At 61.2% G+C, this 22,427-nt stretch carries 25 protein-coding genes and 2 pseudogenes; 7 read left to right on the forward strand and 20 right to left on the reverse strand.

Going from position 1 to position 22,427, the window contains the following annotated elements:
• Window positions 1–323 precede the first annotated feature (323 nt).
• The 7 genes from ACLIRY_RS19040 to ACLIRY_RS19070 form a co-directional block, all read right to left on the reverse strand.
• A complete protein-coding gene (locus ACLIRY_RS19040; RefSeq protein ID WP_413206999.1) occupies window positions 324–1,421 on the reverse strand; it encodes a DUF2786 domain-containing protein in 1,098 nt (365 codons plus the stop codon).
• Window positions 1,422–1,546: 125 nt separating this feature from the next.
• Window positions 1,547–2,659, reverse strand: coding sequence for a helicase RepA family protein (locus ACLIRY_RS19045; protein WP_413207000.1), 1,113 nt, complete (start codon window positions 2,657–2,659; stop codon window positions 1,547–1,549).
• Entirely contained in the window at window positions 2,656–3,657 is a 1,002-nt protein-coding gene (locus ACLIRY_RS19050; RefSeq protein ID WP_413207001.1) for a toprim domain-containing protein, read from the reverse strand. The genes ACLIRY_RS19045 and ACLIRY_RS19050 overlap by 4 nt, the downstream gene beginning before the upstream one ends.
• A complete protein-coding gene (locus tag ACLIRY_RS19055; protein WP_413207002.1) occupies window positions 3,654–3,875 on the reverse strand; it encodes a helix-turn-helix transcriptional regulator in 222 nt (73 codons plus the stop codon). The genes ACLIRY_RS19050 and ACLIRY_RS19055 overlap by 4 nt, the downstream gene beginning before the upstream one ends.
• Window positions 3,876–4,287: 412 nt before the next feature.
• Window positions 4,288–5,586 (reverse strand): tyrosine-type recombinase/integrase, encoded by a 1,299-nt coding sequence (locus ACLIRY_RS19060; RefSeq protein WP_413207003.1) that lies wholly within the window; start codon window positions 5,584–5,586, stop codon window positions 4,288–4,290.
• A 292-nt stretch (window positions 5,587–5,878) separates the two neighbouring features.
• Window positions 5,879–6,283 (reverse strand): hypothetical protein, encoded by a 405-nt coding sequence (locus ACLIRY_RS19065; RefSeq protein WP_413207004.1) that lies wholly within the window; start codon window positions 6,281–6,283, stop codon window positions 5,879–5,881.
• The gene (locus tag ACLIRY_RS19070) at window positions 6,280–6,555 is read right to left on the reverse strand and encodes a hypothetical protein (RefSeq protein ID WP_413207005.1); all 276 of its coding nucleotides are present in this window, start codon (window positions 6,553–6,555) and stop codon (window positions 6,280–6,282) included. The genes ACLIRY_RS19065 and ACLIRY_RS19070 overlap by 4 nt, the downstream gene beginning before the upstream one ends.
• Before the next feature lie 386 nt (window positions 6,556–6,941).
• Between ACLIRY_RS19070 and ACLIRY_RS19075 the strand changes: the two genes are divergently transcribed.
• From ACLIRY_RS19075 to ACLIRY_RS19085, 3 genes are all read left to right on the forward strand, one after another.
• The gene (locus ACLIRY_RS19075) at window positions 6,942–7,154 is read left to right on the forward strand and encodes a BrnT family toxin (RefSeq protein ID WP_413207006.1); all 213 of its coding nucleotides are present in this window, start codon (window positions 6,942–6,944) and stop codon (window positions 7,152–7,154) included.
• A gap of 109 nt (window positions 7,155–7,263) precedes the next feature.
• Entirely contained in the window at window positions 7,264–7,566 is a 303-nt protein-coding gene (locus ACLIRY_RS19080; RefSeq protein WP_413207007.1) for a helix-turn-helix domain-containing protein, read from the forward strand.
• A 9-nt stretch (window positions 7,567–7,575) separates the two neighbouring features.
• A complete protein-coding gene (locus tag ACLIRY_RS19085) occupies window positions 7,576–7,803 on the forward strand; it encodes a hypothetical protein (protein ID WP_413207008.1) in 228 nt (75 codons plus the stop codon).
• Between the two features lie 4 nt (window positions 7,804–7,807).
• Here ACLIRY_RS19085 and ACLIRY_RS19090 read toward each other — a convergent pair whose 3' ends face one another.
• From ACLIRY_RS19090 to ACLIRY_RS19145, 12 genes and pseudogenes are all read right to left on the reverse strand, one after another.
• Window positions 7,808–9,469 carry a terminase large subunit gene (locus tag ACLIRY_RS19090; RefSeq protein WP_413207009.1) on the reverse strand — a complete coding sequence of 554 codons (1,662 nt, stop codon included), beginning with the start codon at window positions 9,467–9,469 and terminating at the stop codon, window positions 7,808–7,810.
• Window positions 9,441–9,851 (reverse strand): phage terminase small subunit P27 family, encoded by a 411-nt coding sequence (locus ACLIRY_RS19095; protein ID WP_413207010.1) that lies wholly within the window; start codon window positions 9,849–9,851, stop codon window positions 9,441–9,443. Before ACLIRY_RS19095 ends, ACLIRY_RS19090 begins: the two co-directional genes overlap by 29 nt.
• A 129-nt stretch (window positions 9,852–9,980) precedes the next feature.
• Window positions 9,981–10,406, reverse strand: a complete 426-nt coding sequence (locus ACLIRY_RS19100) for an HNH endonuclease (RefSeq protein ID WP_413207011.1) — start codon at window positions 10,404–10,406, stop codon at window positions 9,981–9,983.
• A gap of 3 nt (window positions 10,407–10,409) precedes the next feature.
• On the reverse strand, window positions 10,410–10,979 hold the full coding sequence (locus ACLIRY_RS19105) for a hypothetical protein (protein ID WP_413207012.1): 570 nt from the start codon (window positions 10,977–10,979) through the stop codon (window positions 10,410–10,412).
• 177 nt (window positions 10,980–11,156) lie between these two features.
• Window positions 11,157–11,537, reverse strand: coding sequence for a hypothetical protein (locus tag ACLIRY_RS19110; RefSeq protein ID WP_413207013.1), 381 nt, complete (start codon window positions 11,535–11,537; stop codon window positions 11,157–11,159).
• Between the two features lie 14 nt (window positions 11,538–11,551).
• The gene (locus ACLIRY_RS19115; protein ID WP_413207014.1) at window positions 11,552–13,117 is read right to left on the reverse strand and encodes a phage major capsid protein; all 1,566 of its coding nucleotides are present in this window, start codon (window positions 13,115–13,117) and stop codon (window positions 11,552–11,554) included.
• Between the two features lie 86 nt (window positions 13,118–13,203).
• Window positions 13,204–13,830 (reverse strand): annotated as a pseudogene (locus ACLIRY_RS19120) (minor capsid protein); the annotation flags it as partial.
• Entirely contained in the window at window positions 13,827–14,207 is a 381-nt protein-coding gene (locus ACLIRY_RS19125; RefSeq protein ID WP_413207015.1) for a hypothetical protein, read from the reverse strand. The gene ACLIRY_RS19125 and the pseudogene ACLIRY_RS19120, both read right to left, overlap by 4 nt.
• A complete protein-coding gene (locus ACLIRY_RS19130; RefSeq protein ID WP_413207031.1) occupies window positions 14,204–14,389 on the reverse strand; it encodes a hypothetical protein in 186 nt (61 codons plus the stop codon). The genes ACLIRY_RS19125 and ACLIRY_RS19130 overlap by 4 nt, the downstream gene beginning before the upstream one ends.
• Before the next feature lie 16 nt (window positions 14,390–14,405).
• A complete protein-coding gene (locus tag ACLIRY_RS19135; RefSeq protein ID WP_413207016.1) occupies window positions 14,406–15,410 on the reverse strand; it encodes a phage portal protein in 1,005 nt (334 codons plus the stop codon).
• 105 nt (window positions 15,411–15,515) lie between these two features.
• Window positions 15,516–16,613 carry a helix-turn-helix domain-containing protein gene (locus ACLIRY_RS19140; RefSeq protein WP_413207017.1) on the reverse strand — a complete coding sequence of 366 codons (1,098 nt, stop codon included), beginning with the start codon at window positions 16,611–16,613 and terminating at the stop codon, window positions 15,516–15,518.
• Window positions 16,614–16,820: 207 nt separating this feature from the next.
• Window positions 16,821–18,788 (reverse strand): tyrosine-type recombinase/integrase, encoded by a 1,968-nt coding sequence (locus ACLIRY_RS19145; RefSeq protein WP_413207018.1) that lies wholly within the window; start codon window positions 18,786–18,788, stop codon window positions 16,821–16,823.
• A gap of 470 nt (window positions 18,789–19,258) precedes the next feature.
• Here ACLIRY_RS19145 and ACLIRY_RS19150 point away from each other — a divergent pair, with 470 nt between their 5' ends.
• The 4 genes from ACLIRY_RS19150 (at window position 19,259) to ACLIRY_RS19165 (ending at window position 21,258) form a co-directional block, all read left to right on the forward strand.
• Entirely contained in the window at window positions 19,259–19,639 is a 381-nt protein-coding gene (locus ACLIRY_RS19150) for a hypothetical protein (protein ID WP_413207019.1), read from the forward strand.
• Between the two features lie 120 nt (window positions 19,640–19,759).
• The gene (locus ACLIRY_RS19155) at window positions 19,760–20,764 is read left to right on the forward strand and encodes a hypothetical protein (RefSeq protein WP_413207020.1); all 1,005 of its coding nucleotides are present in this window, start codon (window positions 19,760–19,762) and stop codon (window positions 20,762–20,764) included.
• A gap of 30 nt (window positions 20,765–20,794) precedes the next feature.
• Window positions 20,795–20,971: a hypothetical protein gene (locus ACLIRY_RS19160; RefSeq protein WP_413207021.1), complete on the forward strand. Its 177-nt coding sequence runs from the start codon at window positions 20,795–20,797 to the stop codon at window positions 20,969–20,971.
• Complete coding sequence (locus ACLIRY_RS19165) at window positions 20,971–21,258, forward strand: type II toxin-antitoxin system RelE/ParE family toxin (RefSeq protein WP_413207022.1); 288 nt, start codon at window positions 20,971–20,973, stop codon at window positions 21,256–21,258. The genes ACLIRY_RS19160 and ACLIRY_RS19165 overlap by 1 nt, the downstream gene beginning before the upstream one ends.
• A 351-nt stretch (window positions 21,259–21,609) precedes the next feature.
• Here ACLIRY_RS19165 and ACLIRY_RS19170 read toward each other — a convergent pair.
• Window positions 21,610–22,427, reverse strand: a pseudogene (locus ACLIRY_RS19170) (IS256 family transposase); the annotation flags it as partial.

Consider the following 22,427-nt stretch of genomic DNA (forward strand, 5'->3'; position numbering starts at 1 on the left):
ACCGCCGTTTTGCGTCCCCAAATGCCCCCAGAAGAATCGCCAACCGATTATCGGAGATTCCGGGAACGGCGGCGCGAATATCCGACGCTAAGATGCGGATCTCATCATCCCGCATTGATCGCGCTAGCTCGGCGGGAAGGTCGGCGGGGAGAACTTGCCGTAAGATCGCCCAAGCCTGGGGATCACCGTCTCGCGCACGCTCCACCAGCCGGTCAAGCGCTGCACAGGCAAAAAAACGCCCGGTTCCAATCCATGTTTCGAACTCCATGACTCACTCCAAATTTATCTTTCAGAAAGTTTTATTCGCGGGTGTGAAAATTTGACTACCCCACCGGTCTGCTAGCCATCGGCCCGGAGGAATTTCCCCCCCCCCTCCGGAGGGACCCGACGGTCGATGGGCTTGCACCAACCGCCCGCGCAATGGCCCGGTCGGACCACCCGACGGTGTTTGGGTCGGACAGCATGGCGACGATCCGCGCTCGACGCTCGGTTGCCGTGAGAGGGCGTCCAGAATGGACGGGGGTTTCCGCGTTCGGTCCGTCCTGTGAATTTGCAGGACGGTAGTGTCCATTCTGGACGGTGGCATTCCCTTGCACGACCAGGGTACGGAAGGCGCCCAGGATGGACGGCAGGGCATCGGATGCCGACGCCATGTCATGTGCCTCCGCCGCATATTCCAGACGCACCAGCAAGTCATCCATGGTGACGATGGGCAGTTCGGTTTCCCAAAGCCTCCGAACCAGTTCCCACCGATAAGCAGCGGGGAGGTCTAGTTGCCCATCGCCCCAGCATTCCAAGGCGTGGCAAATTTCGTCGTTGCGGGCCTCCCAGTATTGGGCCTCTTCCCGTGCTTCTCGGATCGTCGTCGGCAGGGGGAGGGCGGCTTCAATGGCGGCGCGGCACTCGGGGGGCGGCTTGCTTTTGAAGTCGTGAGGCGCCCACCCACCCATACGCTGGTGCCAACGTCCGGCAAGCTGGTCGAATTCTTCGGTGGGCTCGTTTGGGCTTTCCAGCCAGGGCAAGGCCGCTTCGTGCAACGTTTGCTCCCTGTCGTTCCGAGCGATGGCCGCTTCCTCGCTCCCGTACTTCTCCAGGACGGCGGCTCGGGCCGCTGCATACCGTTGGCGCTCCGCCTCGCGCATTTTGGTTTGGTGGGCCTTGTAGGATTCATAGGCTTCACGACTTTCCCAGGTGAAGCCGCCCTTGGAATATCCCTTCGGCTTGGGCGGCTGGTACTCGTAGTAACCACCATGTGCGGGGGCGGGCTCGGTGCGGGACGGCGAGACACTGGACGCCACGTCCTTGAAGTCCAACCCCTCCGCCTTGAGCATCTTGTTCGCCATCCGCAGGGCAGACAGGGCCTCCGCGTCATTGTCGGATGACGCCAGCGCCAGCAGCTTGGAAAGTTTATCGTGGTTCATTTTCCGGTCCCTTCAAGGACGCAGCGCGACAGGCGTGACACTCGTGACAGTCCTTAAGGACACTGTCACGTATGTCACGCTACGCCCCCGTGACACTGCGTCACTGTCATGTACTGTCACGGTTGTCACGCCTTCCACATCCAATCGCCGTGGCCCCGGATATATCCCTTGTTATCAAGGGCATCCCAGATCCGTTTCCACTGTGTGCGCTCGGTTGCTTGGCTGCTCGCGTCTGTCACGCTTGCCACTTTCAGGGCTTCACGGAAATCATTCCGCTTACATAACGTAACATTCGGAACATTGGGGTTTTGCGGTTGCCTGACACCTCTTTCCGCAAGAACATTATTGAGAACGTCGATCGCCCGATGCTCTTTTTGAGAGGGCTTCGGCTTCGGATTCACGGATTGATCGGACGCCAGGACAACGCAGCTTGTCACCGGTTTGCCCCGGGTGTTTTGCCCGACCGTCACGGCCTCAAGAGAGAACGCGAACTCGCCCTTGGTCTCCATGTCTCGCTGTTTCGTGACCTTGGCGCAGGACAACCCAAGGCCTTTGTCCCGGGTCACTTCGATTTCCGTATCCGTCGCCGCCCGCAAAAGGCTATGCCCTCGCGCGCCCGCCGCTCGGTCCTTACCGCTATGGTGGACGAACATGACATGCGCGCCGGTCTCAGACCGAATGCGATCCGCATTGCGAACAAGGGCCCCCATGTCCTCGCTCGCGTTCTCGTTGCCCCCCGCGATGACTCGGGACAGGGTGTCCAAAACGATCAGTCGGACGGGCGATTCCGCGAGGCCGGTAAGCTGTTCGATCAGGGGGCCGGTGTCCGCGTCCGGGTCGAGAAGGTCCAGAGAGGCCCCCAACAGGGCAAAGGGAATCCGGCCCGCGATTCGATGGTGTTGCCGGAACGCGGCGAGACGGTTGCGCGCGCCGAAGCCACCCTCCGCAGCAACGTAAACGACGGTGCCCGCGTCAACGGCCTTGTCGCGCCAGGGACGGCCAAGTGCCACATGAAGCGCCAAGTCAAAGGCAAAGAACGTTTTCCCACAGTTGCTTTCGCCGTAGACCACAGAAAGAGCCCCGTCGGCTAAAACATCTTCAACGAAGTCCACTGTTTCAAGGGCTGGCTGTACTTCATCGAACCAGACAAGAGGAAATCGTCCCTTTATTTCAACACCCGGGGGGCGGAATCGCTCGATGCGAGCGCCTCCGCTTTTCAAGGTTTCCTCTGGGGTCATGCGATGGCGCCCCCCCATAGGTCATTAAAATCAGACAAGTGGGCGGGAGGAGTGATTATCGATGCCTCACAGCCATGATTTACCCATCGGCCCGCGCACTCCCGGGCGGCAACCTGCCCGGCTTTTCCGGTGTCAGCGAAAATCGTTAGAGATTGGATCCCCCGGAGAACGGGAAACTTAGCGATACCCCCGGCGGACCCGGCGGCCCATAGGGGCTCCCAGCCAACACCAATGACGGCGAGACCCGTTTCGATGCCCTCGGAGAGCCCCAACCCACGGGTTACGTCATCGTCGCGGTTGAGCCGAATAACGCCAGCGGAACCCAACATCATTTTGTTTGGGCCATCCGCCTTCCCGGCGCCGTCTGGTTTTAGGAAGGTTCGATGGACACCCGCTGGTTCGTTACTAACGACATCGGTCATCCGCGCCAGCATCCCGGGTAGGCGCTCCGCACCCCTGGGGCAACCCGGGTGAAAACGGAGAATGTCGGGGTCCGGCGGAAGAGACAATCCGCGCGAGGCAAGGTATGTCTCAACCAGCGTTCCCTTCACCGGGGATCCCTCTTGCCAGACCCTGCGAGCGGCATCGATCCTGTCCGGGGCTGGAGACGGTTCTCGGGGCTCGCGGACTGGACGGTCCTGCCGGGGCAAGGGGGTGTCCAAATTGGCCCCCAGCCATTCGAGCGCGTCTCGACCAGTCAAGCCCATCTCGCGTCGAATTAGGTCAAGAACTCCCCCGCCGTCACCGGCCTCATGATCGCACCAGACGCCTTTCCGAATATCAACGGAAAGGGATCCATGTCGACCGTACCGCCAATCCCATTTGGTTGAGACCGCTCGGTTCGGGTCTCCAAAGAGGTGCCGCGCCGTTTCGGCCATGTGCTGGCCCAGCCCTTGACTTTCCAGGCACTCGGGGATAACGTTCCGGGTAATGAAGCTTGAGTGATTCCCCCGGATCTCGGTTGCCGCCGAGGCCGGGGTTCTTCGTTTTTGGATCATGCCGCGTCTCCACCAAGAGTATTGGCGCGGGCCTTGATTTTATCCCGGATCCAGGCTTCAAGGTCGCTCTCGAGGTAGAGCACCCGGTTGGAAAATTTGTAATGAACCGGACCTCCTCCGGTGCATGCCAGCTTTCCAAGGGTGTTTGGGGAATATGGAATCCCTCGACCGCTCAGGTAGTCAGACGCTTCAACGCGGCTCAGATACTTCTCGCTCATGGTCCATTCTCCTGACTTGGACAACAAAAAAGGCGCGAGCCTTGCGGCGCGCGCCTGTGGACAGAAGGACGCGCCTATCGGCTCGGCGTAAACGCCAATTCCGTCAGGGCTTCCTCCGAGAACCCACCGTTGACCGGTGGGAGTGTCGCCATTTTTCTCGCGACATGTCGGTTATCCCGCACCTTTAGCGCGTGGATACCAACTTACTAAACACTATATATTGTGCCTCAGGGTGTCGTCAACACCATTTGTGGGACAAGCTTACTCTTCGCTCCCCCGGGGCACCTCGGGCGAAAAAGAAAAGCCTGCCACGGCGGAAACCGGGCAGGCTTTTGACGCAACAATGCAATCTAGTAATAACTATGCCTTAAAGGTCCCCGCCTGTCAATTCATGTCTTTAGAGAGGAAGATTTTACCCGCCTTTTCTATCGATTCGTTCATTCGTCCGCATATCAACCACTTCGCCACCACCTTCTTCCACACCAAAAACCAAGGAAGCCGCCTTCTCCGCGAGCGATTGCCGCCTGTCCTGGCTCCAATGGACATACCGTTGCGACGTAGATAATTGCCGATGACCAAGCGCCGCCATGATCTCCGAAGCGCCCGCCCCGGACATTGCCAGATGGCTGGCGAGTGAATGCCTCAATCCATGCAACCCCAGGCCCACAGGCAAACCAGCAGCCTTGCGAATCCGCCTCCAAGGTTCCGAAAGTGATATCACCCCCGTTCCCTTCATGGCCTTGAACACGTAGTCCCCCGCCCCTCCCAGGGGTTGCCTTGCAATGACCGCTTGCGCCAAGGCGGGAAGACCAATCACCCGCGCCTCACCTGTTTTTCGACCGGACTTATGACCATTGGCGGGCAATGTGATGATTCCCTGTTTCAAGTCCACGTGTTCCCATCGAAGACCAGCGATTTCTCCTCTACGTGCACCGGTCAAGGCGATGACCCTAACGGCATCCGCCACTGCATGACGTACCTCCTTGAGGTTCTCCATGAGGTCGATAGTCTTGAACAATCGGGCATATCCCTCCCTGTCATCGATGATGATCTCTCGTCGACCATCGGGGGCAAGAGATACGCCTTTGCAGGGGTTCGACTCCACGATGCCATTTTTGATGCCCCACACATAAGCGGCAGACAGCAGAGTTACAGCCTTTTTTGCGGTACCTTCGCCGCCAGTCACTCGGGCAACCCCTCGCGCTTTTCCAGACTTCTCCGTTGCCGCCGTAGCCCCATCGCGGATCTTTGCATAAAGCGTATCCACGTCTTTGGGCCTGACCTTGTTCGCCACCTTCGTTCCCATCAAGGGCTTGAGGTGCCGCGAGACTCTGCCTCTGTCTATCCCCTTAGTGGATGGCGCCTTGCGCATAAAGGTCTCGGACTCGAGATACTGGTCGAGCAACCCCCCAATGGTCACGGCCCGCCGCTCCTCCCGTCGCTCTTCAAGAGGATCTCCACCATTGTGGGCCAGCCACAAAACCTTGCGGGCCATATCTCGCGCTTGCTCTGTCGTCAACGCCCCTGGCTTGCCCAGGACCATCCGTTTGGTTTGTCCACTGGCGTTGCGGTATTGGGTCACGAAGGATTTAGCCCCGGTCGGCGTGACGCACAGACCAAACCCTTTTACCTCCGTGTCCCAAAGATAGAGCCTCTTCCCAGAGGAGGCGGGAGCGGCGGATTTGACAACCGGATTGGTCAGCTTGGGCATCGTGGCCCCCCTCTGCTTTCTGCTTACCCAGAACCCGGGTAAGCACCGGGTAAGCAGATTTTGGAAAAAAAGGGTAATCTTGGTAAATGAAAACTGCCCTTAGAGTATCAATTAATCCTCTGTTATGGTACACATTTTCAATGTTTGGAAAGGCGCGGTAAGCGAAAAATGCGCCCGGCAAACATATCCTCACTGCCTTCACACGGCAGGGGTCACAGGTTCAATCCCTGTCGCGCCCACCAATAAAATCAAGGGCTTAGCTGTTTCCAGCTAAGCCCTTTTGATTTGCGAGTCACCACAGAGTCACCACGCGAAAAATGTCTGACCGTGGAATTTCGCCAGGGCCGAACGGGATCCCCTGCCCCGCGAATCCACGGGACGGGCTGGTGATTGTGGTCGGTGAAGATTCCCACCGACTTCCCTCATGGGGGGGGCAGGGCTTCGGAACAAGCGTCCCTCGATATTCTTCCATCCGGTCGGCGTAACCCCCAGCCTTGGCCTTGTACTGGCCTGCCAGATCGGACAAACCCCTAAGGGTCCCTTGTATGTGCTTCTCCACGGCATCCGATGACAACCGGGTGTCGATGTCACCGATCAAGGCCAAGGCGGACGCCAACCCATTGAGGTCCGCCCACAGGACGTTGAAGCCCTCCACGGCTTCGTCCAGGGGATCCCGGGTTCCAAGCTTGGCGCTCATTGGGACGCCTCCATCTTCCCGGCGACGATATTCAGTTCCTCAAGGCATGCGGCATGCTCCGAGAGAATCTGCGTCATCGCCCAGGCCATGAATTCGAAGGCATCGCCCGTGTTGGTCGCCGTGATCAGCGTATCATTCTTGCCGTTGGAAAAGTCGGCGCCATGGCCCAATGCCTGGAAGATGGTGAGCATTCCGCCCAATGGATACGCGAACATGTCCAGGCAATTCACAAGCGGGCGCAGGTCGGGGAGGGGTGTTTGGGTGGTGGTCATGATGGCGGTCTTTCTGTGTTCGGCTTCTCAGGGCCGTGGTGCCAGGGATGGGCCCTGGCGCCGGGAGGCTGAGAACACGCCACAGAGAACGTGCCCGAACGCTTTTCCCCGAAAGGTCTTGTATGGCGTCCGGACTCCCGGCATAGTGATGCCGGTCACGCCCACTTGGCAGTGAGCACGGTCGCTTTCGGTAGTCCGTCTTTGGCGAGACCGACGTACCGCTCTGTGATTGGCAACACAAAGGCTTTGGCGAGCCAGTGTTTGCCGGGGAGTTCTCAGGCTCCGTCCCCACCAAAGCACGCTTTCACCCCGCTGGTAAATAGACCGGTGGGGGTGCTTGTGCGCGTGGTGGCTTGGGTTTTTGCTGTCGCGGATAAAATACGCCATTGGCGTATTTCGCCATTGCCTCAAATACGCCATTGGCGTACATTTTGGGTATGGAAAACGAACCCACCATAGCCTGCGATCCGAACAAGGAAAAAGCCAACCTCCGCAAACACGGGGTTAGCCTGGCCCTGGCGGCGAAGGTCTTAGCGGGCGAAATCATGACCACGATTGATGAACGGTTTGACTACGGAGAAGAGCGGTTCATCACCTAAGGATATATCGATATCCGGCTCTTTGTCCTGGTCTGGGCTTATGCCGGTGACGGTAAAACCATCCGGTCAATTTCCCTTCGGAAAGCAACCAAACAGGAGCAACGGCATTATGGTTGAAAATCGCGAGAAACGGCCACCCCCGCCCGAAGACTTCGACGACAACCCCGATTGGACGGAGGTTTACCCAGATGGCCTTCCCAAGCTGGATATTATCCACAAGCTCAAAGTTGCCAGGGCGAAACTTGGCCTGAGCCAGGACGACGCGGCGGCGCTTCTTCGGGTCCCCGTGGGCTCTATCCGAAATTGGGAACAGAGGCGGCGCGACCCGGACGACGCAGCGAAAACCCTTATCACTCTACTCTATGAGCACCCCCAGGAAATACAGGGGTGGTTGTCCACAGCGGCGGAATAGGAGGCGAGCATGTTCTATGCGTTTGAGGACCCATTCGGAAAACCAACGTGGGTCAATGGTGACAAGGTGTTGCATGTCAAGGTGGACCCAGAGAGCGACCAGTACAGCCGCCTCACCATGTGCGAGGGTGTGGAGGTAGCCGTGAAGGGTGGCCCTGGCGAAGTGGGGAAACGCCTAAACGGCAAATCAGCTACGCCCCCGCCCACAGCGGAACAGTACAGGCGGGCTATCGGCTAGCCCCTCAGATGATCAAGAACCCATCGGGGCGGGCGTCGGCATCGTTGTAGACACTGGCGCCGCTCTCCCCGGCCAGGGCACGACCTACGGCCATGATCATGGCGGCGGCGCCGTCGATCCGCTCCAGTACTCGGGCCTTGGACGGTTTGATGTTCCCCGCCGCGTCCTTGTCCGGGATCACGTTGGACACGCACCAGCGCAACACCGGGTGTCCCCCGTGGCGGATCTTCCCTTGCAGGATCAGGCGTTGCGCCTCCTTCATCGGCGGAGACATGGAGACAAAGCCCTGTTGATGGGTCACAACAGGCAAATCCTCTTCCAGCAACCGGGAAATGGTCCCCGTTGCGTTCCATTTGTCCATTGCGATCTCGCAAACCCGAAATCGCCCGGCAATATCCTTAATCCGCTCTTCCACCATCCCATAATCGACCACAGGCCCCGGGCAAGCGGTTATGAACCCCTGTTCCGCCCAAGCCGGGTAGGGCACCCCGTCAACCTCCTGGCGGCGCCGTATACTGTCCCCAGGCACGAAGAAATGGGGCACCACGGACACACCCTCGTCGCAGTCCTGGAAAGCCACCACAACGGCGGTTAGATCCTCCGTACTGGACAGGTCCACCCCCAGCCAACAAGGGTCCCCCTCCCGTGCCTCCAGGTCCACGGGGAATGCTCCCTTGTCCCACGTACTCATGGGCACCCATCCCGCCAGGGAGCCGTCAATCCATCGATTCAGGTGCAGTTGTTGCCAACCCTCCACCTCATGGGGCAAGTGGGACGCCTTGCGGGCGCTCTTCCGTAGCTCGGCGATGTTGAGGAACCCATCACCGAGGGCCGGGTTAAGGGCCATCCACAGGGCTTCGTTCTGCCAGGGCAATTCCTCCCCTTCCGGCGGCTCCGGCGCCGCGAAGATGATAGGAAGAAAGTTGGGGTCCTCGATCTCTCCCCGGGCCACTTTGTGGGAATAGACCCAGCGGTCCCAGGCAAGGGAGTTCCGCCCCACTCCCGCCGTGGAAATGGTGATGGTCAACGGGTCCTCACGCTTGCCCATGGAGGTTGTCAAAACCCTCCAAAGCTCCCGGCCCTGGGTGGCGGGCCAAGCGTGGATTTCATCGCCGATCAGGAAGGAAATGTTCATCCCGTGCTTGGTGTAGGCCTCGTGGGAAATGGCCTTCAGCACGGAATCGGACTTGGGGTGGTGGATCTCCTTGAGGCTTTCCACGGGCCGGGTGATCCGGGTCAAGGTCTGGTCCGCATCAACGCAACGCAAAGCCGACCGATAGGCGATAGACGCTTGCTCCCGATCAGACGCGGCGGCGATCACCTGTCCCGCCGGGTCCCGCTCTGGCCCAAGCAGATGCAGAAGCCCCAAGGCCGCAATCAAGGTGGTCTTGCCGTTGCCCCGGGGGAGCCACAGGGCCACGTCCGACCACTTCCGAAATCCGGTTTCTGGGTCAACGTCTCCATAGACCTTGAGGATCAAACGCCGTTGCCACTTGGCCAGGACTTCGCCGAAACGCTTCCCGGCAAGCTTCCCCTCTGTAACCTTCAGGCGCCCCACGAAGTCTAAGGAGCGCTTGCCCTTACCCAGGGGGTCGGGGATCTTGCTATCATCAAACAACCAGCCCGGGCGGCACTGCTCAACCGTCCACCAAATCGCCCCATCCATCGTCAGTAGCCTTTTCGCCCGTCCCCATGCGCGCCCGGGCCACGGGGGTTAAACCAAGCTCTCCGGCCAACTGGCGGGCCTGGGTCATGGCTGTGTGAATAACCCTCATGGCGGGATGGGGCCGGGGGACCCCTTCGGCGGATTTGACATACCTCCCTTGGGTGGCGATGTCCCGTTGCCCTTCCCGAATTTGACCAACGGCGAGACAGTAGTTTTCCAGGGTCGCCAGATCCTCGGCGGCCAAGACCCGTCGCCGTGCAAGGCCCGGCATCACTCGGCGCCATTCTTTCTTTGCGTCATCGGGCAACCAGGACGGCGCGGGCGCGGCCTTGGAAAGTCCGCCTTCAATCGCAGCCAATTCAGGTTTCCGCCCCCTCGCCAAGGTCTTTTCCTTCCAAATCAAGATATATTGCGAAATATAATTACCTTCTCCCGCAAGAAAATTTCGTTATTTCGAGAGAAATCTAAAGCGAGACCCCCCGCCGCGCCGTTAGGCCCCCCAAAGAAATAATTACCCCTCCCCCCCTTTGTGCCAGGGATGGAGGGGGTCCAAGGGGTTGCCGTTCACGTCGCATCCCTTGGCCTTGGCCTTGCCCGTTGCGTTCCCGAAGCCGCCATCTTCCCGGGCCGTCTTCCTGGAGTGACAAGGGCGGCACAAGGCTTGGAGATTGCGGTGATCCAGGAACAGGGCGGGATCTCCCTTCCATGGCTTGATGTGGTCCACGATCTCGGAGCGGGAGCCGCACACCACGCACAGGGGTTGGGCCTTAAGGACTTGGCTTCGGAGTGTGCGCCACTCGGGGGAACTGTAGGGCCGAAAGCGTGCGCTTGCGTTGGGGTCCTGGGGCCGGACAGGGGGCGGGCAGTGAGGGCACGACTTACCCACGGGGCGGGCCTTGCCGCAACGGGCGCAAATGGTGGGAGCACGGAGGGCCATGGATCAACACACCCCCGGTATGCGGTAGGGGTCCAGACGGGCCATTGCATCAGAGGGCAGGCCCCCAGGTCCCCAGGACACAGACACGTCACCCACCCCAAGGGACTTCATACCGGGCACGCTCTCCATGCCCCCAAGGCTTTGCTTCAGGATCAACAGGGTTGCCTCTTCCACGTCCCCGGGGATCGGGGAATACCCCGCGTCATAACTCACGGAGATAAGGCCCCGGGGCCAACAGCGGGGGCGAACGGACAGATACCCGCCTTCCTCCAGGGTCCAAGTCACGCTTTCGTCCAAGGGCTCCCCGTCGAGGGTGATTCCCTGGACGGTTTGGATAGGCCAGCGGGAGAGCATCAAAACCGATGTCTCGCCCTCCACATAGACAGTCTCCTTGTAGGAACCCAGTCCCAGGGGGCGCCCCACATAGGATTGAGCCGCCGCGCTCGCCCGGGCTATCAGCTTCCCGAGATAGGTATCATCCACCGGGGTCATGGCCAGCAGTGCGGCAACGTCCGCCTTGGTGGTCTCCAGGTCCAGCAGGTCAACGGGTGGAGCGGTCAGGATCTCGAGCATGGGCATTCCTCGGGTAGAAGGTGCGGGGATGGGGGAAACACCATTTTGGGATTGGAAGGCTCCCCCTGAGCCGTCCCCGCGCGGCTATGGGAATGGGGTCCGGTGGGGCGCACCGTGAAAACACCCCACCGGAGAAGGGACCGGGGAAAGGAGACAAGAAACCCCGGCCCCTATGGCTTAGGGAACCGGCGCCAAGGCAGGGCGGCCCAGGACCACCACGGCGGAGGCGGCCACGCTCGTTCCCCCGTTTTTGGTCAGAACCACCCGAACATAGCGGCCCTCTCCGACGTAGCCGACGCGCTCAACGGTGTTGGCTGTCAGGGTCTCGGAAAGGGTCCCGATCAGGTCCGTGTCCGCCACGTCGGCCCAGGTGGCCCCGTCGTCGGAGTCCTGGATCTTGGCCGTGAAGTCCCCGGCGGAGACAATGGCCCCCGTCTGGACAACGGCCATCACGACCCCAAACCCCAAGGCGTCCACGGTCTCACCGGTCACGGTGGCGGACTGGACGGCGGGGCGAACGCTCTCGAAGGCGCCCACGTTGTTTTTCAGATCACGCATGGGTTTGGCCTCCTTTAGCTGGTTGCCATTTTCAGGGCTTTGACTGCCTCGGATTTCACGGTGCCGCCACCAACGCGACGGCGGGCATGGAAGCGAACGAGTCCGGAAGTCGCCACGGTGAAGGGGTCCCGCAGGATACTCATGCTCACTCGGTCCACGATCCGGTAGGCATCCCCGAAGACGCCAAAGAGGATCGGGAAGGCGTTGGCCTCGATGTCGGGCATTTCGGGGTTTTCGATGACCGGACGGCCCAACAGGGTTGGGGGCTGGCCTTCCGCCAGAGAGTCCCGCCAAAAATATTCGCCCGTCGTGGCGTTTTTCATTTTCCGAACGGAGCCAATGGTAGTCCCATTCAGCATCCAGGCGGCCCGGTTCCGATAATAGGCGGGCATCGCGTACTTGATCGAAATCAGGCCATCACCCTGCAAGGTCGTGGCGTGACCGTTCAGGGTGGAAGACAGGCCAGAGTCCGACATAATGCCCATGGGCTTCTTGGCACCGTCGCCACTGGTGAAGGCGACACCCTCCAGCCGGGCGAATTCCTCCGCCAGATCCATTGAAACCTCGGATTGAACGTTCACCGCGCTGTCTTCAAGAAGCTGTTGCGACACGTCCACATAACAGGCCATTTCGTGGACGGGGATTTCCACCTGTCCATAGGCGGACTCGGTACCGGTGCGGGTCTCGGTTTCGCCAACCCATCGGGCGGTTGGGGTGCTGGTCCGCTTGGGCAGGATGATGGCACCCGACGCGGTGGACGTGACCCGCGCGGCTTGGCGCATCGGGGAGATTTCCACAAGGTTCTTGAGGATCTCCGTTCGGAAGTCGTCGGGGACCAAAAACCCGCCCGCCGTGTCATCGGCGACGCGGAGGGAGCGCAGTTCATCGGCGCCCATGGACTCGCGGCCACGGCGGAGGAAGGCAGTAAAGGCCCGGGTTTCGGCGGGGGGCTGGTTATCATTGCCAGGGGTCAACCCGGTGCGCCCCATGCGGGCTTCCAGCTTGTCGGCGCGGGCGCGCTCTTCTTCCAGATCCTTGGACAGGGTCGCAACCGTCTCCGACAGAGTCGCCACGCGTGTTTCCACGGTGGGGGGCTCGGGGGTCTTCTCCGCACGCTCTTCGGGCGCGCCGTTCTCTTTGGGCATGGTGGCGCCCTCCTTCGTTGATGCCGCACACGCGGCGGGGTTGCCCCGAACCTCAGTAATTCGGGCCTTCGGGTTACTCGCGACGGAGACAACCGAAATTTCAGCAAGCCGGGCCTCGGTGATGATCCGACCACCCCCCATGCGCGGCCTATCGGACAGGCGGGTAAACCCCACGGACAAGGCCAGGGCTCCGGCCTTCGCCAGGGAATGGGCTTCCCGTCCTTCGGTGGTGTCCAGAATGAACCGGCCTTCTAGGATTAGGCCCTCGGGGGTCTCGGACAGGGCTTCGGCCACTCCGCAAGGTCGGGTTTGGTCGTGGTACAAAAGCAGCGGGATCTTGGTGCCCTCCGCCCGGCGCTCCGCGATGGAAACCGAGAAGGACCCGGACGCGAATTCGGTCCCGTGGGCGTCAAGAACCCCGTAGGCGTTGGCCAAGCCCTTGAATGTTCCCGCCGTCCCCGTAAGCGAACTTCCAGGGTCTCCATGGCCGTGGCCCGCTTACCCTTCGTGACCGGGCGAAGGCGGGACCGGCAGCCACCATGAAGCGGGGGCCGGGGGATGTTCCTCGCAGTCGGACGGAAGCGGGCGCCGTTCAGGCTGGAGCAGGTCTTCGATGTTTTCCCATCGCTCACCGCGTCGAATTCCAGGGCCTCGACCACGTCGGAATTGGCCTGAAAGGTGGCAAGGCGGGTGTCGTTCACCGTGCGCCCGGCGGCGGTATCGGCCAATGCCTGGACGCGGTAGCGGGCGGACTCCAAACCAGTAGCGGCGGCTTCCTTCGCGGCCTCTCCCGTGGTGGCGGCTTGGGCGGCCAAGATGGCGGCGGCAATGAGCGCGGCGGAGGCAGTGCCCGCCCACCCCTCATAGTCTCCGGCCTCCGGATGTTCGACCGGGGGGAAATCGGTGCCGCTCTCCTTCCTGGCGTCCCGGATCTCGCTTTCCGCTTCTGCAATGGCCGCTTCTGCGATGGTGGGTAGGCGTGCGGACAGTGCGGCAGACAGTGCGGCGGGCAAGGTTTCGGCGACGGCTTCCAAAGCCGCAATGATATCGGCCACGGTCGCGCCCTCGGTCGCGGCAACGGCATCCCGGGCCACTTCCATAAGGGCTTTGGTCAGGGCGGCGCCTTGCTTATCGATCAGGTCACTCATCGGGCAATCTCCTGCCCTGTGTCGGCCACGGCCCCAAGAAACGCCTTGTTAAACCCACCCTCGACGCGTTCCGCGAGCTTAAGCACCTGCCACAGCTTGGCCCCGTCCACGATCCGGTCCCCCGGATTGCCCGCAGACTCATCAGCGGCCACAATGGCGGCTGTGGTGTAAAGGGTCGCTTCCGCTTCCACCCGGATGCCTTCCGGGAGGTTGAGGCGGTCGGCCTCGCTCATCTGGAGAATGGAGCCGCGAATAGGGGCCTCGGTCATATCCTGGACCCATCGGCCATCCACATAGCCCCCGGTTGTCCGGCGGAGGACCAAGGGGCGCGAAACGGCGTTGACGGCCAAGCGTGCGGAATGGAGCCCTGGGATCATGGTGATACCGGGCAGGTGTCCCCGGTGCCCGGGGTCTCGGTGTTCATCGTCACGCGGAACCCCTCGCCCCCGAGATAGGGAGGGCGGTTTTCCAGGGCGCGGACTTCATTGGGGTTCAACAGGCCATTGGTGACAGCCTGGACATAGGCGGTATAGCGGGCGGCGATGTCGGCACGGATCAGGTCATCAACCGTGAATTCAAAGAAAAATTCCCGCCGTTCTTCCGGGGTTCAACAGGTCCCGCGCGAGGGCTTGAGTCCAACGCGTCAACCAGGGCAGGACCACCAGGGAGAGGAACTGTTGCCCCATGCTTTCGGCGTTGTTGTGGGTCGCCCGTTCCAGCTCTTGCAGCAGGTGAAGGGGAATTCTGAACACCCGGGCGATCTCGGCAATCTGGTGGCGGCGGAGTTCAAGAAACTGCAAATCGACACTGGAGAATTGGAGGGCCGAGAACTTGGCTCCGTTCTCCAGGACCATTGTTCCGCCGCTCTCTCCCCCAGCGTTCGCAAGGCGGATGCTTTCACGCATCCGATCAACGGCGGCTTGGTCAAGCTTGTCTTCGACACTGATCGTCCCCGAAGGTCGTGCGCCCTTAGCAAACAGCCGCCCGGCGTAGCCGTCCATCGCCAGGGAAAGCCCGATAGCGTCCCGGGCTTCGTGGGTCAGGGACAGGGGGTGGATAGGATGTGGGCCGGTCAGGCGCACCCGGAACAGTTCCTCGCGGGGAATCTCCCGGGTGCGCCCATCCCCAGCCGTCGCCTTAAAAACCGGTTCCCCGGTAAAGGCGTCCTGGTCAGTCGTAATGGTCCGGGGCTTGGCCTGGACGATCTCGATAACTTGCCCCCGACCACGGCCCACATGGGCGAAGGCTTCACCGTGCAGCAGGACGGCGGCCATCATGCTTTCCCGCCATTCGGCGGAGGTTGTCCAAGGGTTGGGCAGGTCGTGCACCAGGTGGTAAAGCGGGTGATCCTTGGCCCGCTCCTTGGCCCCATCGGCGCCACGCCGGTACAGGTGCAAGGGCAGTTGCCCAACAGCCTCAGAAAGAATTCGGACGCTCGCCAGGACCACGGGAGAGCGCAAGGCGGTTTCCGGAGAGACGGCGATCCCGGCGGAGGTTTGAGCACCCGCAAGCATTATCGCTTCCAGGGCGGACCAACCGTCCCGTTTCTCAAGTCCGAAGATGCGTTTGATGAAATTCATGTGCTCGCCTTTCCAATCCCGAGAAAACGCTAACATCAATCAAAGAAAATATTAAACAAAAACCGAATTAAATCAATTACATACACGCCAATTTACTACAATCCACTACAGGGCACTACGGTCTATGCTGTTCTTTCCAAAACCTTCCTTTTCCTTCCGGATGACCCCAACGGTGGTTGGGCTTACTCCCACGGCCCTGGCAATGGCCCGATCCGACCACCCACAGGTGTCCAGATTGGACAGCATGGCGAGGATCCGCGCCCGCCGTTCTGTTGCCGTGAGGGGGTGTCCAGAATGGACGGGGCTTCCCGCATTCGATCCGCCCTGTGAATTTGCAGGACGATAGTGTCCATTTTGGACGGCGCCATTCCCCTGCAGAACCAGGGCACGGAAAGCATCCAAGATTGACGGAACGGCATCCGAGGCGGATTTCATGTCGTCCGCGTCCGCCGCATATTCCAGACGCACCAGCAAGTCATCCATGGTGACGATGGGTAGTTCGGTTTCCCAAAGCCTCCGAACCAGTTCCCGCCGATAAGCAGCGGGGAGGTCGAGTTGCTCATCGCCCCAGCACTCCAAGGCGTGGCAAATCTCATTGTCCCGGGCCTCCCAAGAGCGGGCCTCTTCTCGGGCCTCGCGGATCGTCGTCGGCATGGGCAAGGCGGCCTTGATGGCGGCGCGGCATTCGGCGAGGGGCTGGCTTTTGAAGTCGTGGGGTGCCCATCCCCCCATGCGCTGGTGCCAACGTCCGGCAAGGTGGACGAATTCTTCGGTAGGCTCATTTGGGCTTTCTAACCAAGGCAAGACCGCTTCATGCAAGACTTGCTCCCGGTCGTTCCGGGCGATGGCCGCTTCCGCGCTCCCATACTTCTCCAGAACGGCGGCTCGGGCCGGTGCATACCGTTGCCGCTCCGCCTCGCGCATTTTGGCTTGGTTTGCCATGTAGGATTCATAGGCTTCACGGCTTTCCCAGGTGAAGCCGCCCTTGGAATATCCCTTCGGCTTCGGCGGCTCGTTGCTATAGTAGTCACCATAGGTGGGGGTGGCCTGGGGTCGTGATGGCGAAATGCTGGACGCCACGTCCTTGAAGTCGAGCCCTTCAGCCTTGAGCATCTTCTTTGCCATGCGCAGGGCGGAAAGCGCCTCCGCGTCATTGCCCGAGGATGCGAGGGCCAAGAGCTTGCAGAGCTTGTCGGGGTTCATTGGTTGCCTTTGCCTTCCTCGATAAACCCCGACCCCTCCCCGGGGCGGGGGGTATGTATGTATATACATGGGAGACACACTTCCCCCCACTTCCCGCAATAAAATCAATTACTTAGCAATTCACTTCCCGCACACTTCCCGCACTTCCCGCGCCGAAATAAAGCGCACTTCATGCGCCTTTTACGATGGCTTTTTGTGGCTTCCTATCTAACCCAGGGACGGCCCCATAACGATTTTCCCCTCGTTGAAAAGTTCCTCCATGGCTTTCCCGAGGGATTTTTCAGATACTCCCCGGCACTCGGGCATGGTCGCCATGACACGGGGCGCATACCGGCCAGGACTGTTGGGAGCGTCGGTCACGGATCGGCCTTGCTTGTCCAAAGTGGACAGGGCGGCCATGAAGGTTTCTTTGGCCCGCTTCATACGGGCGTTGATTTCGATGCGTTCGACGGCACCACCTTGAATGAGGCGGATGAAGCGGCCACACTCCCACCGGATCTTGACCCCATCGGACTTGGCGGCGCGGGCACCGTAGTTGCCCTTCTTCCGCTCAATCAAGCGGACGTCTGGATCTTCGTCGTCATCATCCTTGGGAATAGTCAGATAGAAGCGAGAGCGCACCGCATTGTTCCAAGCGGTGGACCCCGCGCTTCCAGATCCAGAGTTGAGGCCGGACATGGACGGATGGGCGCAGAGAACCACGGCGCCGTCGATTTCCAGAGCGATCTTGCGCAACATACCCACAAAGGTTCTGGCCTCTGTGCGAACGTTCTCGTTGCCGTCGAACAGGTCGTGCAAACTGTCCATTATGACAATTTGGGCTCCAGATTCCCGAACGGCCCTCCGCACATCCTCGTAAAGTTGTGAGGGGCCTTGAACCTTGCCGTACTTGTCGTGGCGGAGCAACTCCGAGGCTTCTCCCACGCGGGAAACCAAGGTCACGTCCTCAAGGTCTCCAAGCTCAAAGCCTTCCGCCCTGGCGATATCGGCGAGTCGTCGGTGAAGCTCCTCGGACTCGTCTTCGCAATCATGCCCGAGGAGTTCCTGCACCCCGCGCGTGGAACTCCCCTCCTGGACCAGCAGGGTCGCGCAGGTGTGCCGCAGCATGTGGGGATAGAAGTAGATCCCCGAATGCCCGCGCAAGCGTTTGACCAGCCGGTCCACTGTCTTCACCCCGAGCCTGCCGTCGTGGCGCAGACCCGTGAAGAAATAGGGCGTGGTTCGGCCCAGGCGTGCCCGCTCTCGCAGGTAGGCGAGCAGCAAACGGCGGGGGCGCTCCGGCAGGGGGATTTGCCGGTCCTTCCGGCCCTTGCCCCGCCGGACGATCAGGTCAGCGCCCTCGGGGTCGAGGCGGACATCCGCCTCCTTCAGGTTCTCCAGTTCCCCCCGACGGATCCCCGTGAACAGGAAGGTCGCGATGATTGCCACGGCCCGGGCTTTCTCGAAGGGGCCGGTGTAGGGCATGGTCTCCGCCGCCTCCAGCAGGGCCACGGCGTCCCGTTGGGAGAGCGCCTTCGGCAGGGCCTTGGGCAATCTGGGGCGGGAAATGGTTTTGGCCGGGTTCTCCGGCAGGTGGCCGTTTTCCACGCACCAATCCAGGAAGAGGTTGATGGCCTGGAGGTAGTTGCGAACGGTCTTGGCGCTCCATCCCCTGTCCCGGCAGCCGTCGGCGATCCAGTCCTTCACCACATCCCGGGTGATCTCCGGGACCTCGCGGACGAAGGTGTCGCGGAGGAACATGGGGAAGATCCCCCGGAACCAGCGCAGGGTGTCCTTGGTGTTGCCCTTGAAGGCCTGGGTTTCCTGGTAGAAGCGCTCCAACCGATCCTCGATGGGGGCGCGGAGCGTCTCTGGAACGGGGAGTTGGGAAAGCGCCTGGGCCTTGATCCCCTCCGACCGGAGGAAGTCGGCGACCACATGCAGGAAGGCCGTGGCGAGAGCATGGGACCGACGCGGGTCCGACGCGGCCCAGCCGTCGAGCCAGATCCGGACGGTCTCCACCGTCAGGTCTCCGGCCTGGGTGGCGCCGGTTCGCCGGACGAGGATCCCGAAGGTCTCGACAATCCAGCCCCTGGCGCGGGGCGCCAGACGGAAAACGATGGCGCGGGACGCACCGGTCACGCCCGAGGGCACCGTGGGGATCCACGCTTGAAAGCGGTCAAGGAGAACGGACATGGGAGGGAGAGATTACGGGGTGTAACCACCAGAAGCCGGTTTTCACGTGCCCCCATTCGCCACCTCGCCGATTGCCGTGTGCCTCCTAAACCATTTCGCCGATTGAATTTTTGGTTGCGGGGGAGGGAATCGAACCCTCGACCTTCGGGTTATGAGCCCGATGGCGCGGCCATGATCGTCGGGTCGGGTGGGAAACCGGGGCCGGGGGACCAGCCGGTGACCACAAGGCAAGTCTGCCCGAAACCCCGGGAGCGTCAAGCAATCCGACTGGACAAAGGGCGCGAAGGATGGGTTTACGGCGGAAGAAACACCGGATCGGAGGCGGACGGGTTGGTGCTCATGGAGGGGGTTCGCTCCCCTTCGATTTTGACACATCGGCTTCGCGCCAAGGATTTGCCCCTCCGGGTTCCTCCTTGGCGCTCCGCTGGCTCGATGTGTCGTGGAAGGGGGGCTCTTTAACCCCTTTTTCCATGAGCACCTCAACCCTTTCCGCCCTGTCCGACCGGCTGACCCGCCTGATCGAGGACGATCCCAACTCCATCCGCGCCGCCGTGGCACTGGAGGCCTGGGATTACGACGATCCGGAGGAGTTCTTCCGAGACTTTTTGTCCTGCGGCTGCGTTTCCGGCTTCATTCCCTCCCTCGCGTTCTACTCGAGCACCCATGCCTTCTTCGACCGTCACTACGACGAAATCGAGGAACTCCGCGAGGACTGGGAAGACTGCACGGGCGAGCCCATGCGGATCAAGGGAGACCTCAAGAACTTTCTGGCGTGGTACGCCTTCGAGGAGACCGCCTACCGCATGGTCCAGGAGTTCGAGGACGAGGGTTTGGTGGAGGGCATCGCCTGAAGGCCTCCCCGTCCCGGGTGTCGCTCCGGCGACACCCGTTTTCATGGCGGGAAAGTGCTTCACGCATCCCCCATGGCGTGTACGATGGATCCTGGGAAATGCACCGGACGGATCAGCGCCGTGAGCTATCGCGTCGTCAAATGGGTGAAGGGACGGGCCTACCTCTACGACCAGACCTCCTACCGGGTCGGGAGGAAGGTGCGGACAACGAGCCGCTATGTGGGACCCGCGACCGCCGCGACGCACGCGCCCTCTTCCAAGGTCATGGCCTCACCCGGGGAGCGGGCCTCTCCGGTCCAGCGGAAGGTCACGCTCCCCGAGGGCGCATCCGAACCGATGATCGAAGCCGACCTTGGCGCCCTGCGGATCGGACGCGAGCCCCTGAGGAATTGGCACGTCAACGCCATGCGAAGCCTCGACGGGCTGGGAATGGACCTCTCCAAGGTGCCGCCGGTCACGGTCAAGCATGGTCTCTCCGTGAGGGTCCGAAAGGGCCGTTTCGGGGGCGGCTATGTGGTCACCCTGCCGCGCGGTCAGAGGGGCAATCGGAACGCCGTCCGCGACGCCTACGGCAAGGCCCTGGCCGCCACGATGCTGGATGGTCTCCAGGAGCAACGCCCCGACCTCCACCAAGCCCTCGCGCTCCATTTCGACCAGAGCTACCGCGCCACCACCCGAGCCGTGATGGACTATATCGCCAACTCCCGGGACCGAAACAAATGGGCGCTGGTGCTCACCGCCTGGGCTTGGGGCAAGGTCTCCCCTGTATACGCGGACCGGAGTGGCATGCGCAGCCGCTTCATCGCGCCCCGGATGCTCGGGCTCCAGCAATGGGGCGAGCGGAAGGATTGGCGGGCGGACGCCGAGGCGACCTTGGGCGCCGTGCTCCGCAAGGGCTATGGACCCGAACGAACACGCCATTCCGAGGAATGGAAGAAAGCCCGCTTCGCCGAAAGAAACGCGGAAGAAGCCTTCCGGAAGGCTAGGATCGGGAAACGCGGCGCGGCCCGCAAGACGTGGCGCCGTGCCCAGGCCCGCGTCTCCGCCCTGCGTGAACAGGCCTTCGCGCTCGAAACCTTGAATGGCGTTTTCGGGTTGGATGCACAGGAACCCTATTTGGTTTAGAATGGAGTCAATCATCCAAGGAACATGACCATGACTCGACCCCATCCCATCCCTCCGGCACCGGATTTGTCCTATCGGGATTTGACCGATCAGGAGGTCGCCGAAGCCATCAAGGACGTGGATGAAAGCCGGACCGCGTCGGCGGAAGAGGTGCGTCAACGCCTTCTGAATGGCATCGCCAAGCGTCGGGATAAGTCTTCTCACTGATGGTCTGCCGTTTCACCGCCGCCGCCGAAAGCGATTTGGACGCCATCGTCCGCTATATCGGGCAAGACAACCCCGAGCGCGCGGTGTCTTTCGTCAATGAGATCATTGAAGCCTGCCAGCAGCGCGCGGCCTTTCCCCGAATGAGCCGCCGCCGTCTCTCGCCCAAAGGCACCGCATACACCTTTCCATTCCGCAACTACATCGTTATCCACCGTGTTTTGGACGATGGGACGCTTCTGGTGCTCCGCGTGGTCCATGCGGCACGCGACGCGGAACGGTTCCTGTGAATCTCAACTTCCATTGTAGTTTTATATCGTGCGCCTCAAATCCTGAAGAGGGGGGTGAGGAGCAGAGGCACAAGCAGGCATTCGCATGCCTCTCCTTCAGTCTTGAAGCGTTACGAATGCTTCGAAGCGCCGAAGGCTCTCTTCCGTTTCACCGCTGAAAAAATCCCACGTCTCTCCCAATCGCACAAAGCTTGCTGGAGCCCCTCGGTCCGACGCGGTGACTGTCCGGCATTTCGGCATGTCGACGCGCGGGATTGAAATCCCGCGCGGCGGGCCGCGCGCTCGCCGTTAACACTACATTTCAACGGACGCTCGGGGGGAGCAATCTCCGCTCGGGAGCTATAGCCGATTTTTGGTGACGGGCATGATCAGCTTGAAAACCATCGCCAGGGCGGTCTGTGCGACAGACATCCCTTGCTGCGCACGGTACGGTGCCTGACCGTGGCGAACACGCTCTCGATGGGATTGGTGGTTCTGATGTGCACCCAATGCTCTGCCGGAAAATCGTAGAAGGCCAGCAATGCGGCCCGGTCCTTGGTCAGGCAAGTGACCGCCTGGGGATATTTGGCTTCATATTTGGCGGCGAATGTGTCCATGGCCTTTTCCTTTTCGGCTTCGGCGCGACCATCGGCCATCCAGATGGCATGCAGGTCGTCCTTGGCCGCTTTTTGGCGGGCTTTCGGGAGTTTGTTTAGAACGTTGGCCGTTTTGTGCACCCAGCACCGCTGATGGCGGGCCCCGGGAAAGGACGCGTCCAGCGCTTTCCAGAAACCCAACGCGCCATCGCCAACCGCCAGGTTCGGGCCGATCGAGAACCCACGGCCCTTCAGCCCTTCCAGTAGCTCTCGCCAACTTTGGGCGCTTTCTCGGAACCCGGCCTGAAAGCCGACCAGATCCTTCTTGCCCTCTGGAGTGGCTCCGATGATGACCAGAATGCACTGTTTCTCGTCCTCCATCCGACCTTGGAGATAGACGCCATCAGCCCAGATATAGACATACCGCCGAGCCGACAGATCTCGGTTCCGCCACCGCTCCTGCTCGGTTTGCCACTCCGCTTTCAAGCGACCAATGGCCTGGGGGGACAAACCCGACGCATCCTTGCCGAGCAAGGAGTCCAAGGCCTCCTGGAAATCACCGCTCGATAGGCCGCGAAGATAGAGACTGGGCAG

The organism is Rhodospirillum sp. A1_3_36 (genome assembly GCF_047263945.1).
Classification (GTDB): domain Bacteria; phylum Pseudomonadota; class Alphaproteobacteria; order Rhodospirillales; family Rhodospirillaceae; genus Rhodospirillum.